Below are 13,392 nucleotides of genomic sequence, written 5' to 3'. Positions count from 1 at the left end.
CGGTGCAGAGCTCACCGGTCCGCGGGGACGAGGATGCGGGCGGGGCTGTCCGGCGACAGCGTGATGGAACCGAGCTCGTGCGTCGTGCCGTCCAGCTCGTCGCGCAGCAGCCCCGAGGGCGAGGCGAGGCCGACGTCGGCCGGTGCGACGCGCACGGCGACGTGCCGCTCCCAGGACGGGAAGAGGTCGACGACCACGAGGACGATGTCGTCACCGGTCACCTTGGAGTAGGCGATGACGCCACCGGCGTCGGTGGGATGGACCACCAGGTTGCGCAACCGCTGCAGAGCGGTGTGTCGGCGACGCAGCTCGTTCAGCCGGGTGACGAGGTCGATGATCGGGCCCTCGGTCGGCCAGTCGCGGACCGTGACCTGGTACTTCTCCGAGTGCAGGTACTCCTCGGTGTCGGGCCCCGCGGCCTGGTGCTCCATGAGCTCGTACCCGGCGTACATGCCCCACGTGGGGGAGCCCGTCGCCGCGAGCACCGCGCGCATGCGGAACATCGACTCGTCGCCGTCCTGCAGGTAGCGCGGCAGGATGTCCGGCGTGTTGACGAAGAGGTTGGGCCGCAGGAAGTCGCTCGTGCGGTTGCTCAGCTCGTCGAGGTAGTCCGCCGTCTCGGCCGCCCCCTGGCGCCACGTGAAGTACGTGTAGCTCTGGTGGAAGCCGATGGCGCTCAGGGCGTGCAGCATCGCCGGCGACGTGAAGGCCTCGGCCAGGAAGATCACGTCGGGGTCCTCGGCGCGGACGTCGGCGAGCAGCTGCTGCCAGAAGGCGACCGGCTTGGTGTGCGGGTTGTCGACCCGGAAGATGCGCACCCCGCGCTCCATCCAGGTCCGGATGATCCGCAGCACCTCGACGTAGAGGCCGCCGGGGTCGGCGTCGAAGTCCAGCGGGTAGATGTCCTCGTACTTCTTGGGCGGGTTCTCCGCGTGCGCGATCGAGCCGTCCGGTCGGTGGATGAACCAGTCCGGATGCTCGCTCACCCACGGGTGGTCCGGCGAGCACTGCAGAGCGAGGTCGAGGGCCACCTCCAGGCCCAGCTCGGTGGCGCGGGCGACGAACGCCTCGAAGTCCTCGACCGTTCCCAGAGCAGGCTCGACGGCGTCGTGACCCCCGTCGGCCGATCCGATGGCCCACGGGGAGCCCGGGTCGTCGGGCGCGGCGACGAGGGCGTTGTCCCTGCCCTTGCGACCCGTCCGCCCGATGGGGGTGACGGGAGGCAGGTAGACGACGTCGAAGCCCATCGCCGCCACGCCCTCGAGTCGCTTCTGGGCGGTGCGGAGCGTCCCGGGTCGCACGCTCCCGTCCGGGAGCACCTCGGCACCCTCGGACCGCGGGAACAGCTCATACCAGGAGCCCACGAGGGCTCGCTCCCGATCGACCTGCAGGGGCAGGGGCGGGGAGCTGTCCAGGTGGTCCTGCACGGCCTCGGTGGGCAGCGTCTCGGCGAAGGCGAGCGCCAGGGCGAACCGGTCGAGCGGCGGGACGTCGGCCTCCTCCAGCTGCGGGGCGACCGCTGCCGCAGCAGGGTCGGCCTCGCCGGCGCGGCGCAGGACCTGTGCTCCCTCGGCCAGGGTCATCTCGAGGTCGACGTCGGCCTCGAAGCGTCGAGTCGCCACTCGCACCCACGTCGCGACGGGGTCGTGCCAGCTCTGCACGTGGAAGGTCCAGTCGCCGACGCCGTCCGGCACGACGACGGCGGCCCAGTGGTCGTTGCCGAGGTGGCGCATCGGCACGGGATGGCGCGTGCGTCCCTCGGGGTCGGTGAGCACCACGGCCGCTCGCACGACGTTCGGACCCTCGCCGAAGACCCGGGCACGCACGGTGAGGTCCTCGCCCTGGACGGCCTTGGCGGGGAAGGCGCCGGCCTCGACCTGCGGGCGGACATCGAGGATGGGGACCCGGGTGACCATGGCGACCCACCCTAGACGGTCCGGAGCACCCCGGTGGCCCGTTCAGGACGTGTCCCGGCCCACCGGATCGCCGGGAGGCTGCCCTATGCTCGGTCGCACGTGACAGCGTCGCTGTCACGATCACGACGGAAGGACCAAGCGTGGCTGAGCTCGTGCGACTCGAGGTCGTGGACGGTGTGGGCACCATCCGCCTCGATCGACCCCCGATGAATGCCCTGGACGCGCAGCTCCAGACGGAGCTGATCGACGTCTCTCGCGAGGCCGATGCCCGCGACGACGTCTCGGCCGTCGTGGTCTTCGGCGGGGAGAAGGTCTTCGCCGCAGGCGCCGACGTCAAGCAGATGGCGGCGATGGACTACCAGGAGATGGTGCGCCACGCCCACCTCCTGCAGGAGTTCACCCGGGCTCTCGCCGCGATCGGCAAGCCGACCGTCTCGGCCATCACCGGCTTCGCCCTCGGTGGTGGCCTCGAGGTCGCGCTGGCCACCGACGTCCGGTTCTGCGCCGACACCGCCAAGGTCGGCCAGCCCGAGATCTTGCTCGGGATCATCCCCGGAGCCGGTGGCACCCAGCGGCTGGCCCGCCTGGTCGGCCCGGCCCGGGCCAAGGACCTCATCTACACCGGGCGGTTCGTCAAGGCCGAGGAGGCGTTGGCCATCGGCCTGGTCGACAGGGTCGTGCCGGCCGACGAGGTGCACGCGAGCGCCGTCGAGTGGGCCGCACAGTTCGTCGGTGGACCGGCCCTCGCGCTGCGTGCCGCCAAGAACGCCGTGGACCGTGGCCTCGAGGTCGACCTGCAGACCGGGCTGGAGATCGAGCGCACCGAGTTCACGGGCCTGTTCGCGACGCAGGACCGAGCGACCGGCATGTCCTCCTTCGTCGAGAACGGGCCCGGCAAGGCCACGTTCGAGGGTCGCTGATGGAGCGCGCGGCCGAGGACCTCGAGCAGGTCCCGGTCGGCGTCGCGAGCGCGGACGACGTCGAGGCGGCCTGGGCGGACACCAAGCTCGCCCAGGTCCTGTACCACGACTGGGAGGCGGGGACCTACGACGAGAAGTGGTCGATCTCCTTCGACCAGCGCTGCATCGACTACGCCCGCGACCGCTTCGTGGCCGTGGCCGGCGAGCCGGCGAGCCCCTATGCCACCAGCCTGGAGATCGGCGCAGGCACCGGGTTCTTCACGCTCAACCTGATGCTGGCCGGCCTGATCGAGTCCGGCACCGTCACCGACATCTCACCCGGCATGGTCCTGGCTGCGCGACGCAACGCCGAGCACCTCGGCCTCACGCTCGACGGCGAGGCCGCCGACGCCGAGGAGCTGCCGTTCGACGACGACTCCTTCGACCTGGTCATCGGCCATGCCGTCATCCACCACATCCCCGACGTCGAGAAGGCGTTCCGGGAGATGTTCCGCGTGCTCAAGCCCGGTGGACGCGTCGTCATCTGCGGAGAGCCGACGCGCTACGGCGACCTCGTGGCCCGGCGCCTCTCGCGCGCCACCTGGTGGGCGGCCACGAGCATCACCCGCCTCCCGGTGCTTCGCGACGGCTGGGCACGCCCCGCCGAGGAGCTCGACGAGTCCTCCCGTGCGGCCGCGCTGGAGGCGGTCGTGGACCTGCACACGTTCGACCCCCGGGAGCTGCGCGCCACGGTGCGCCGTGCCGGGGGTTCGGACGTCCGCACGGTCACCGAGGAGCTCACGGCCGCATGGTGGGGCTGGCCGGTGCGCACGCTCGAGGCCGCTGTGCCCGAAGAGCGGATCACCCGCGCGTGGCGGCTGGTGGCGTTCACGTCCTGGGTCGCGCTCAGCAGGGTCGACCGGGTCCTCAAGCCCGTGGTCCCGGACGCGCTGTACTACAACGTCTCGGTGACGGCCACGACGTGAGCCGGCGTCGCGATCCTCGTCGAGCACGCTTCCTCACGCTGGCGTCGTGCCGATGGATCCTGCGCAACCGGGCCTGGAGTCCGTACCACCTCGTGCGCTACTGGCGCTTCCTGCGGTTCCGGCTCCGACACCCTCGGGTGATCACGGAGGGCTTCGTCTTCCTCGGTCGTGGCGTGGAGGTCGAGCTGCACGAGTGGGCCGGGGAGATCGTCCTCGGTCGGTGGGTCCACCTCGGGGACCGGACGAAGCTGCGGGCGCACAACGGGGTGCTGCGGCTGGGGGACAAGGTGGTCCTCGGCAGTGACAACACGATCAACGCCCACCTGGACATCGAGATCGGTGCGGCGACCTTGATCTCGGACTGGGTCTACATCTGCGACTTCGACCATGTCACCAGCGACCTCGCAGTGCCGATCAAGGACCAGGGGTTGACGCTGAGCCCGGTGCGGATCGGGGCCGGCTCCTGGGTGGGGACCAAGGTCACGGTCCTTCGGGGTGCCGACGTGGGGGAGGGCAGCGTGCTGGCGGCTCACGCCGTCGTTCGCGGGACCAGTGCCCCGGGCGCCGTCCTGGCCGGCATCCCTGCACGAGTGGTGCGCAACCGGTACGAGGGCGTGGAGCCGACGTGACGTGGTGGGGGCAGCCCGGTGCTCGTACGGGTCCAGATGCGCAGGACGACGTGTGAAACCGGGTGTGACACACGTTGCACATGGGGCATACTGAGCGACGACCGTGACGCCGTCGCGTCTGAGAAGGGATGTCATGAGCGACTCAGGATCGAACGTTCCCCCCGAGCGTGGTGCGGCCGACCCGCTGAAGCTGGCGGCCGACATGCTCGAGAAGGCCGATGGCCAGCAGGGACCGGCTTCTGCTCCTCAGACGTCGGAGTCGGAGTCGGGGGAGGACCCCACGTCGGCACCGCGATCTCGTGCGCACGCCGACGAGCGGCGTGGTCGGCGTGCTGCCTCCCGCGCGGCCCGACAGGCCGCGGCGGAGAAGCGACGCCGTGAGCGGGAGGCCGCGAAGGCGTTCGCCGCCTCCAAGCGTGGCTCCCGTCGGGCGAAGGACGATGAGTCGACCACCGACGAGACCGACGTCGAGGTCACCGAGGACCAGCCGATCGCGGCGGAGGAGCCACCCATGGCCCCCGGCGACGCAGAGTCCACCGAGCCTGCCGTGGAGGCCACGGATCAAGGCACGCAGACGATGCCTGCCGTCGAGGCCGATCAGGGCGCAGAAGGTGCCCGCCGATCCGGTCCGACCCTGGGAGAGCGGCTCGCTGCTCGGGCCGCCGCGGAGCAGGCCGGCTCGCAGGATCCCGTCGAGGCCGCCCTCAGCGATGGCGTCGACCCGGTGGACGAGACCTCCACGCCGGAGCGGGGCGAAGGACTGGCTGCCGTGCGCGAGCGGGCCGAGGCCCAGCGTGCCGAGCGGGAGCAGGCGGAGCAGCAGGAGCGGGCAGAGCAGGAGCAGGCCGACCGCGACGCCGAGGAGCAGAAGTCACGGGCGGAGCAGGCCGAGATCGAACGTCAGCGGGCCGAGCAGGCGCAGCAGGCCAGGGCCGAGCAGGAGAAGGCCGACGCTGAGCGTGAGCAGGCTGAGCAGGAGAAGGCTGACGCCGAGCGTGAGCAGGCTGAGCAGGAGAAGGCTGACGCCGAGCGTGAGCAGGCTGAGCAGGCCAGGGCTGAGCAGGAGAAGGCTGACGCCGAGCGTGAGCAGGCTGAGCAGGCCAGGGCTGAGCAGGAGAAGGCTGACGCCGAGCGTGAGCAGGCCGAGCAGGCCAGGGCTGAGCAGGAGAAGGCCGAGCAGGCCGATCGGGATGAGGCCGAGCGGGCCAGGACCGAGCAGCAGGCGCGCGCCGCCCAGGCGCAGGCCGATGCGGAGCAGGCCAAGGCCGAGCGGGAACGCGCCGAGGCCGAGCAGGCCGCGGCGGCTTCCGCGGCCGCAGCCGCCGCCCCGCAGGCCGGAACGGCAGCTCCGACCACGTTCGCGGAGAAGCTCGCCGCGGCCAGCGCCGCCGCGCAGGAGCGTGTCTCGGCAGCACGTGCGGAGGCTGCCCGCCTGATGGAGGAGGCTGCTCGGGAGAGGGCAGAGGCCACGCGGCGCATCGAGGCCGACGAGGCCGCCCAGCGCGAGGTGCTGACCCAGAAGCTGAAGGGCGCCGAGCAGGCCGCCGAGGAGCGCGTCGATGCGGCGCGCCAGGAGGCCGAGCGCGTCACCGCAGAGATCGAGCGCGAGCGGGAGGCCGCCGCCGCCAAGATCAAGCAGCTGCAGCGGGAGGCCGACGAGCGCGTGGCGTCGGCCAAGGCCGAGGCCGAGCGCACGGCACAGCAGCGACTCGACGAGGCCCAGGCCGAGGCGGAGCGTCGCATCGTGGAGGCGGAGCAGCAGGCGGAGGCCCAGGCCACCAAGCGGCTGGCCGAGGCCGAGGCGACCGCCGAGGAGGCCGCACGGCGGCGTCAGGAGGCGGCCGAGAGGGACGCGGAACGTCAGATCGCCGAGGCGCGTGCCGAGGCCGAGCGCCTCGCCTCGCAGGCTCAGCGAGAGCGTGAGGCCGCTCAGACGCAACGGGACAGGGAGCGTCAGGAGGCCGAGGCGAAGCTCGCCGAGGTCCGGACGGAGGCCGACCGTGTGGTCAAGGAGGCTGAACAGACCTCTCAGGGCCACATCGGAGCCGCGAAGGCCGAGGCCGAGAAGTATGCCCAGGAGGTTGCCGCCGAGCGCGTCGCCATCGCCGTGAAGGTGGCCGACGCCGAGCGTGACGCCGAGGAGAAGCTGGCCAAGGCCAAGGCGGAGGCCGAGGCCCTCGCCGAGGAGGCGGCGGCCCGGCACGAGCAGGCGGCGACCGAGCTGGCGCGTGAGCGCGACGAGGCCAAGGCGGCAGCCGAGCGGGTCACGGCCGAGGCCCAGCGTGTCGCCAAGCGAGCCGAGGAGGACCAGCGGGCTGCTGCCGCGAAGATGGCCGAGGCCGAGCAGATGGCCGAGGAGCGCGTCCGGTCGGCACAGGTCGAGGCCGAGAAGGTGGCGGCCGAGGCGGCCGAGGCAGCTCGGGTGGCCACGGCTGAGCGCGAGGACCTGGCTCGGCAGCAGGCCGAGGAGGCCGAGGCCGCACGCTCCGCTGCGGAGCAGCGCATCGCCAAGGCCGAGAAGGACGCCGCCGATCGCATCGCCAAGGCCGAGGCCGACGCGAAGCAGGTCGCCGAGCGGGCCGATGCCGAGGCCGAGCGCCGCATGGAGGAGGCACGTCGCGAGGCCGAGCGCGTCACCCAGATGGCCAAGAAGGACGCCAACGAGAGGCTGAGCCAGGCCGTGGCCGCAGCGCGAGAGGCAGCCGAGCAGAAGCTGCAGGATGCCGAGCGCACCGCGTTGGAGTGGGTGGCGGCAGCCGAGGCCGAGGCCGAGCGTGTGGCGCAGGCCCACATCGTGGTCGCGAACCAGTCCACCAAGGACGTGCCCACCTACTCCTCACCGCCGCCCGCGGACGTGAGTGAGTTCGTGGAGGAGAAGCCAGTCGAGGACGCGGCGCCCCGGGAGGTGAGTGACGAGTCCGGGGAGCTCGCCACCCCGACCAAAAAAAGAATCGTCCGCCGCAAGTGAGTTCCTGACCGCGGGGGCGATCGTCGCCGACCTCGAGCGCGACGAGAGGCCGACTCGTCGGCCGTGGGAGCGCGCGCGCTCCAGGTCGACCCCCACCGAGAGCACTGACGGCACTGGTGGTGACGACGGGCCGGGTTCCACCACGGGACTGAGCGCCATGATGTCCTACGACGACGCCCTTCCCGGTGCCGTCGGCCCGGCCCAGTCCTCTTCGGCCCAGTCCTCCGAGGACGACGAGTCGCGTCCGGCTCCTGACAAGCCTCGGGAGAAGGCAATCGAGACCGCGTACACCGCCACCGAGGGTGCCGGGACGCCGGCGTCCGAGACCGCGGAGCACGTCGACCGGGCCGACGCCAAGCGGCGTGCCCGGGCCCAGCGGGCCGAGGCCAAGGCCGCGGCCAAGGCGGAGCGGGCGCACGCTCGCTCCGTGGCCCGGGCCCAGCGCGCCGAGGCCAAGGAGGAGGCTCGCCGCGAGAAGGCCGAGGCCAAGGAGGAGGCTCGCCGCGAGAAGGAGGAGTCCGCTCGGGCGGACGTCCAGACGGAACCGGACGAGGACTGGAGCATCCGCGAGGAGGCTGATCGGGCCGAGCGGGAGCGCATGCAGGTCGAGAGCGACCAGGCGCAGGAGCGGGCTCGTCGTCGCGAGCGGGAGAAGGCCGCTGCCGTGGCCGCGCTCGCTGCCGTGCCGGGCGCCGTCGCCCGCACCCAGGTGGACCCACCGAGCTCCCCGTTGCCCAGCCGCGATCCCGAGCAGGAGGCGGTGGAGCAGGCGTTGACCGAGGGCGTCGGGCCAGCAGCTCCTGAACCGGACGAGCTCGAGTCGCAGACCCCCCTGGACGACGAGTCGCAGGATCCGGACGAGAGCCTCGCGGAGCGAAGGAGCGAGGACGAGGTCGCGAGCACGACCCCGCCGGCCGCGATCGCGCCGAGTGAGCAGCCTGACGGGCAGGACACCGCTGAGCAGGACAGCGTGGTGGAGGATCCCGACGACCCGGTGGTCCGGCGTCGTCAGCAGGCCGCGGAGCGGCTGGCGCGACGCCGTGAGGCGTTGGGTGCCAAGGCCGCCAAGGCCGCTCGCAGGTCGGGCGACCAGCCGCGCACTCGAGCCGACCACGACGTCGACGTCCCGGAGCCGCCCTCGGTGCCGCGCGAGCGCTCGGCGCCGTCGTGGCGGGCCGTCGTGGTGACGACGGCGAACGTGCTCGCGGTGGTCGCCTTCGTGGCCTCGGTCCTGCTGGCCGTCGCAGCACTGCTGCTCGGTGCCGGGATCTCCGAGGGTGGCTCCGCGAGCACCCTGTTCTCGGCCGGTGACGCGCTGAGCGCGCCTGTCGGCGGCATCGTGACGCTCACCGGTCCGGAGGCCGACCTGAAGAACGCCTTCGCCGCCTACGGCATCGGCTCGCTGCTGTACCTCGCGCTCGCGTTCGGCATCCCGAAGGTGGTCCGGACCCTCGCCCGACGCTGAGGCTCAGGGACGACGGGCGGTCACCACGAGGTCGAGGCTGCCGGTCGGGTCGTCGGCCGCGAGCACGAAGTCGGCCGTCGTCACCGAGCGGACGATCGCGGCGACCTCTCGGGGCCACCCGTCGGGGTCCGAGGCGATCTGGGCCCGGACGAGATCCCCGTGCTCCTGCTCCCACTGCTTCAGCCGGGTGCCGTGGTGCAGCCCGAGCAGCTGCTCCACGTCGGCGACGTCCGACACCAGTGCGTGCAGCTCGTCGGGCTCGAGCTCCTTGGGGTGGTAGATGTTGCCGGGCGGGAAGGTCAGTGTGTTGGGTGTGCTGACCACGAGCAGGCCGCCGGGCCGCAGGACGCGGACGCACTCGGCGAGGAACGCGGGCTGGTTCCACAGGTGCTCGATCGTCTGCAGGCTCACCACGGCGTCGTAGGAACCATCGGCCATCGGCAGGGCGACGAGGTTGCCGCGCAGCACGGGCACGCCCGGGTAGGCCTGACGTACGTGCCCGGTGGCGTAGGCATCGTGGTCGAGGGCGTGGACCGAGGCCGCGGGGCGCGCCATCAGGTGGGCCCCGTATCCCTCGCCGCACCCGGCCTCGAGGACGTGCAGCCCGTCCACCAGGTCGACGAGGTGCTCATAGGCCACCTCGTGCCGGCGGAACCAGTAGTTCTCGTGCCAGATGCCCGGCACAGTCCGCTCACCGGTGATGACCATCTGCGGTCCGGGATCGGTCATCGGGGGAGCGTACCCGGCACCGGGTGTGACCCAGCCCATGTGGTGCCACGGTCGCCGGATTCGTTACGCGTCGGTAACATGGCAGCAGCGGGAAGGGTCCCCTCACCCCCCACGTCACCTGCGTGGGACAGTGGATCCCACCCCAAGTCTTCGCGGCGAGAGTCGTCGCGCCCCCGACCACAGGAGGGTCCTCGTGACCAACATCGTCGTCGCGGTGAAGTACGTGCCGGATGCCACGGCCGACCGCACCTTCGAATCATCGGACAACACGGTCGATCGCGAGAACGTCGACGGGCTGCTGTCCGAGCTCGACGAGTACGCGGTCGAGCAGGCGCTGCAGGTCGTCGAGGCCGGTGAGGGTGAGGTCACCGTCATCACGGTCGGCCCCGCCGACGCCGCCGACGCCGTGCGCAAGGCCCTGCAGATGGGCGCCGACAAGGGCGTGCACGTCGAGGACGACGCCATCGCCGGCTCCGACGCCTTCGGCACCTCGCTGGTGCTGGCCAAGGCCATCGAGAAGCTCGACTACGACATGGTGTTCTTCGGCATGGCCTCCACCGACGGCTCGATGGGAGTCGTGCCCACGCTCGTGGCCGAGCGCCTCGGGCTGCCCGCGGTGACGCTGGGCTCGGAGATCACGGTCGACGGGGACTCCGTCACGATCCGGCGTGACGGTGACACCGCCACGCAGGAGATCACCGGCAGCGGCAAGCTCGTGGTGAGCGTGACCGACCAGACCGGTGAGGCCCGCTACCCGTCCTTCAAGGGCATCATGGCCGCCAAGAAGAAGCCGGTCGAGGAGTGGGACCTGTCCGACCTCGGCGTGGACGCCTCCGACGTCGGCCTGGACGCCGCCTGGACGAAGGTCGAGGCCTTCGAGGCCCGCCCGCCGCGCACCGCCGGCGAGATCGTCACCGACGAGGGAGACGGCGGCGCCAAGCTCGTCGAGTTCCTCGCCTCCAAGAAGTTCGTCTGAGAAGGAGCACCGAGATGTCCGAAGTCATCGTGCTCGTCGACCACGTCGACGGCACCGTCACCAAGCCCACGCTCGAGCTCCTCACGATCGCCCGCTCGATCGGTGAGCCGTCGGCCGTCTACTTCGGCGGCGGCGAGGTTCCCTCCGCCCTGTCCGAGCACGGCGCCGAGAAGGTCTACCAGCTCGACGACGCCGTCTACGCGGAGTACCTCGTGGCCCCCAAGGCCGAGGCGCTCGCCAAGATCGTCGCCGACACCTCGCCGGCGGCCGTCCTGGTCGTCTCCGGTGGTGAGGGCAAGGAGATCGCCGCCCGGGTCGCGCTCAAGACCGAGGCCGGTCTGATCACCGACGCCGTGGACGTCGCGGTCGATGGTGGGACGATCACCACGACGCAGTCGGTCTTCGCCGGCGGCTACACCGTCAAGGCCACCGCCACCCAGGGCGCTCCGGTCATCTGCGTCAAGCCCAACTCCGCCACGCCCGAGGCATCCGCGGGCGCCGGCGCGGTCGAGGCCGTCAGCGTCGAGGTCACCGACGCCGCCAAGGGGGCCAAGATCGTCTCCAGCAAGGAGAAGGCCGCCTCCGGACGCCCTGAGCTGACCGAGGCCGCCATCGTGGTCTCCGGTGGCCGTGGCACCGGCGGCGACTTCAGCGAGGTCGAGGCGTTCGCCGACAGCCTCGGTGCGGCCGTCGGCGCCTCCCGTGCGGCGGTGGACTCCGGCTGGTACCCGCACTCCTTCCAGGTCGGGCAGACCGGCAAGACGGTCTCGCCGCAGCTGTACGTCGCCAACGGCATCTCCGGGGCGATCCAGCACCGGGCCGGCATGCAGACGTCCAAGACGATCGTCGCGGTCAACAAGGACGACGAGGCGCCGATCTTCGAGCTCGTCGACTTCGGCGTCGTGGGCGACCTCAAGGCGGTCCTCCCGCAGGCCACCGAAGGTGTCGTCAAGCGCAAGGGCTGAGCCCCGAACGCTCGCACCAGGCCCCCGGACCAACGGTCCGGGGGCCTGGTACGTGTGGGCCGTCGGGACCATGCGCGGCTCCATCTCGGGCCAGGGCGCCGTGGCCCGTGGGGACGGTGACACTTTGATTAAGTAGTCCCTTCGCACTACCCCCGGCCGCCTGCCCGGTGATAGCAATGGTGAGCGCACGCGCCTGCGTGCCCGTACTTCACAGGAGGATTCAATGCGACTCACTCGGCGTAACCGTCTCGCGAGTGTGGCACTGGTCGCCGCGGGCAGCCTCGTGCTGGCCGCGTGTGGCGGGGGTGACGACGGCGATGGGGGCGGCAGCACCGACGCCGTCATCACGTCCTACAGCGTCCAGCCCCAGAACCCGCTGATCCCGACGAACACCAACGAGGTGGGCGGCGGCAACATCGTGGACCTCGTCTTCGCCGGCCTCATCTCCTACACGGTGGATGGCGAGACCGAGCTCGAGGTCGCCGAGTCCATCGAGTCCGAGGACAACCAGACCTGGACGGTCACGCTCAACGAGGGCTGGGAGTTCTCCGACGGCACCGCCGTCACGGCCGACTCCTTCGTCGACGCTTGGAACTACGGCGCGAACCCCGAGAACGAGCAGCTCTCGGCGTACTTCTTCTACCCCATCGAGGGCACCACCGCCGACGGAACCATCGACGGCGGCGGCGAGGAGATCTCCGGCCTGGAGGTTGTCGACGACACGTCCTTCACGATCACCCTGAAGCAGGCCGAGGCCGACTTCCCGGGCCGTCTGGGCTACTCGGCGTACTTCCCGCTCCCGGAGTCAGCCTTCGAGGACATGGAGGCCTTCGGTGACGCGCCGATCGGCAACGGCCCCTACACGCTCGACGGGCTCGACGACAACTCCGAGGCGCGCCTGCTGCCGAACGACAGCTATGACGGCAACCGCCCGGCGATGAACGGCGGTGTCACGCTGAAGTTCTACACCGACCCGGACTCGGCCTTCTCCGACGTCCAGGCCGGCAACCTCGACGTCCTGGACGACGTGCCGCCGAGCGCGCTGACCACCTATGAGGACGATGACTCCATCCAGGCGATCAGCCAGCCCGGGTCGGTCAACAGCACCATCACCATCCCCTCCTCGCTGCCCGGCTTCGGCGAGAACGACGAGGGCAAGCTGCGTCGTCAGGCCATCTCGCGGGCGATCAACCGCGAGGAGATCTGCGATGCGATCTTCGATGGCGCCAACATCCCGTCCACCGACTTCAGCTCACCGCTGATGCCCGGCTACACCGAGGACATCGAGGGTGCGGACGTCCTGCAGTTCGACGCCGAGGAGGCGCAGGACCTGTGGGACCAGGCCAACGAGATCGCCGAGTTCGACGGCGAGTTCGTCCTGGCCTACAACGGTGACGGCCCCGGCAACAAGGAGTGGGTCGAGGCGGCGGTGAACCAGATCAACAACACGCTGGACATCGACGCCGAGCCGCAGGCCTACGCGACGTTCGCGGAGCTGCGCGAGAAGGTCACGGACCGTTCGATCGGCACGGCCTTCCGTACCGGCTGGCAGCCCGACTACCCGTCGATCTACAACTACCTCGGACCGATCTTCGGTACCGGCGCCGGTTCCAACGACGGCGACTACAGCAACGAGGAGTTCGACGAGACCATCCAGAGCGCCGCCGGTGCTCAGGACGAGGAGGAGCGCTACCAGCTCCTCGCCGATGCTCAGGCGATCCTCTTCGAGGACCTGCCGGCCATCCCGCTGTGGAACCAGAGCATCGCGGCCGCCGCGGCTGACGGCGTGGAGAACGTGGAGTTCAACTGGCAGAACAAGCCCGAGCTCCAGAACGTCACCAAGTAGTCAGATCCCCACG

General features: G+C 71.1%; 10 protein-coding genes. 8 read left to right on the top strand and 2 right to left on the bottom strand.

Annotated elements, in window-relative coordinates; genetic code table 11:
- Positions 1-11: 11 nt before the first annotated feature.
- On the bottom strand, positions 12-1,916 hold the full coding sequence (locus ACHAAC_RS15795) for a maltotransferase domain-containing protein (protein WP_435717274.1): 1,905 nt from the start codon (positions 1,914-1,916) through the stop codon (positions 12-14).
- Positions 1,917-2,056: 140 nt separating this feature from the next.
- Here ACHAAC_RS15795 and ACHAAC_RS15790 point away from each other — a divergent pair, with 140 nt between their 5' ends.
- The 5 genes from ACHAAC_RS15790 to ACHAAC_RS15770 all read left to right on the top strand — a co-directional run bounded on the left by ACHAAC_RS15790 (position 2,057) and on the right by ACHAAC_RS15770 (position 8,863).
- On the top strand, positions 2,057-2,836 hold the full coding sequence (locus tag ACHAAC_RS15790; RefSeq protein ID WP_435717273.1) for an enoyl-CoA hydratase/isomerase family protein: 780 nt from the start codon (positions 2,057-2,059) through the stop codon (positions 2,834-2,836).
- Positions 2,836-3,801: a class I SAM-dependent methyltransferase gene (locus tag ACHAAC_RS15785; RefSeq protein ID WP_435717272.1), complete on the top strand. Its 966-nt coding sequence runs from the start codon at positions 2,836-2,838 to the stop codon at positions 3,799-3,801. Before ACHAAC_RS15790 ends, ACHAAC_RS15785 begins: the two co-directional genes overlap by 1 nt.
- Positions 3,798-4,430, top strand: a complete 633-nt coding sequence (locus ACHAAC_RS15780; RefSeq protein WP_435717271.1) for an acyltransferase — start codon at positions 3,798-3,800, stop codon at positions 4,428-4,430. Before ACHAAC_RS15785 ends, ACHAAC_RS15780 begins: the two co-directional genes overlap by 4 nt.
- Positions 4,431-4,563: 133 nt before the next feature.
- Positions 4,564-7,398, top strand: coding sequence for a hypothetical protein (locus ACHAAC_RS15775; RefSeq protein ID WP_435717270.1), 2,835 nt, complete (start codon positions 4,564-4,566; stop codon positions 7,396-7,398).
- A 157-nt stretch (positions 7,399-7,555) separates the two neighbouring features.
- Positions 7,556-8,863, top strand: a complete 1,308-nt coding sequence (locus ACHAAC_RS15770) for a hypothetical protein (protein WP_435717269.1) — start codon at positions 7,556-7,558, stop codon at positions 8,861-8,863.
- Positions 8,864-8,866: 3 nt separating this feature from the next.
- Here ACHAAC_RS15770 and ACHAAC_RS15765 read toward each other — a convergent pair whose 3' ends face one another.
- Positions 8,867-9,592: a class I SAM-dependent methyltransferase gene (locus ACHAAC_RS15765; protein ID WP_435717268.1), complete on the bottom strand. Its 726-nt coding sequence runs from the start codon at positions 9,590-9,592 to the stop codon at positions 8,867-8,869.
- A gap of 193 nt (positions 9,593-9,785) precedes the next feature.
- On the opposite strand from ACHAAC_RS15765, the gene ACHAAC_RS15760 reads away from it, so the two are divergent.
- The 3 genes from ACHAAC_RS15760 to ACHAAC_RS15750 all read left to right on the top strand — a co-directional run bounded on the left by ACHAAC_RS15760 (position 9,786) and on the right by ACHAAC_RS15750 (position 13,379).
- Entirely contained in the window at positions 9,786-10,568 is a 783-nt protein-coding gene (locus ACHAAC_RS15760) for an electron transfer flavoprotein subunit beta/FixA family protein (protein ID WP_435717267.1), read from the top strand.
- A gap of 14 nt (positions 10,569-10,582) precedes the next feature.
- Positions 10,583-11,533, top strand: coding sequence for an electron transfer flavoprotein subunit alpha/FixB family protein (locus ACHAAC_RS15755; RefSeq protein WP_435717266.1), 951 nt, complete (start codon positions 10,583-10,585; stop codon positions 11,531-11,533).
- Positions 11,534-11,789: 256 nt separating this feature from the next.
- A complete protein-coding gene (locus ACHAAC_RS15750) occupies positions 11,790-13,379 on the top strand; it encodes a peptide ABC transporter substrate-binding protein (protein ID WP_435717265.1) in 1,590 nt (529 codons plus the stop codon).
- Positions 13,380-13,392 lie beyond the last annotated feature (13 nt).

This window comes from Aeromicrobium sp. CF4.19 (genome assembly GCF_051262555.1).
Classification (GTDB): Bacteria; Actinomycetota; Actinomycetes; order Propionibacteriales; family Nocardioidaceae; genus Aeromicrobium.
This window is presented reverse-complemented; position numbering and strand designations above follow the sequence as displayed.

Excerpts from the sequence above, each read along its gene's own strand:
- ACHAAC_RS15795 (WP_435717274.1), bottom strand. The coding sequence starts at position 1,916 with ATGGTCACCCGGGTCCCCATCCTCGATGTCCGCCCGCAGGTCGAGGCC.
- ACHAAC_RS15785 (WP_435717272.1), top strand. The coding sequence starts at position 2,836 with ATGGAGCGCGCGGCCGAGGACCTCGAGCAGGTCCCGGTCGGCGTCGCG.
- ACHAAC_RS15775 (WP_435717270.1), top strand. The coding sequence starts at position 4,564 with ATGAGCGACTCAGGATCGAACGTTCCCCCCGAGCGTGGTGCGGCCGAC.
- ACHAAC_RS15770 (WP_435717269.1), top strand. The coding sequence starts at position 7,556 with ATGATGTCCTACGACGACGCCCTTCCCGGTGCCGTCGGCCCGGCCCAG.
- ACHAAC_RS15765 (WP_435717268.1), bottom strand. The coding sequence starts at position 9,592 with ATGACCGATCCCGGACCGCAGATGGTCATCACCGGTGAGCGGACTGTG.
- ACHAAC_RS15755 (WP_435717266.1), top strand. The coding sequence starts at position 10,583 with ATGTCCGAAGTCATCGTGCTCGTCGACCACGTCGACGGCACCGTCACC.